At 42.2% G+C, this 645-nt stretch carries 1 protein-coding gene; it reads right to left on the bottom strand.

Translation table 11 applies throughout. The annotated features are described in order from the left end of the window. Positions 1-238: 238 nt before the first annotated feature. The gene (locus AC1DUA_RS39895; protein ID WP_477504912.1) at positions 239-397 is read right to left on the bottom strand and encodes a hypothetical protein; all 159 of its coding nucleotides are present in this window, start codon (positions 395-397) and stop codon (positions 239-241) included. Between the last annotated feature and the right edge of the window lie 248 nt (positions 398-645).

Genomic DNA, 645 nt, shown 5'->3' with positions numbered 1-645 from the left:
GCTACAGCCTTCGTTCTGCCGAATCTGCCTGTACTTCGCACCTCATATTCTGTTAAACATGACGCACGCAGGAGTATTGGCGGGATGGTTTCGGGATACATGGTTCCGTCATTCCCATCCTCGGTTGTAAAGTTAAGATTACTGTTGTAATCTTCTGCTTTTCACACTGTTTGGTGCTTATAGCAGAACTTGTCGTACTTCGACGTTAGTTTAGTAATTCAACTTGCGAACAAACCTGCTACCTCTTGGTGAAAACACCCACAACGGTTAATAAAAAACCAAATAAAACGATAAAGACTTCGGTACCATATAGCTTTATTCCAGGTTCACCCTGGATATATAGACCGATTAACATAAAAGAAATTCCCAACAACATAACTTTAATTGAACGCTCCACAACCACACCTCCACGATTTACTTTACTATAAAACGAAAAATTACGTCCGTTATCACAAAAGGCTACACACGGCAGCCTATTTAGGTTTGTTCAACTATAGGTTGCAATAGGTAAGCATTTGATGTTATCTCCAGCTTTTCCCCTGCGCCACACCGGACGTGCCAGTTTCCCGGCATCCGGCGTTCCCTCTAACTGACTTTACTAGATCATAAGTTCCTCGTTACTCAAGGTTTTAGACTGTTAGGTCA

The organism is Paenibacillus sp. 01T422, assembly GCF_056398785.1.
Note: the sequence above shows the minus strand (reverse complement) of the source record. Positions and strands in the feature narration are given on the sequence as shown.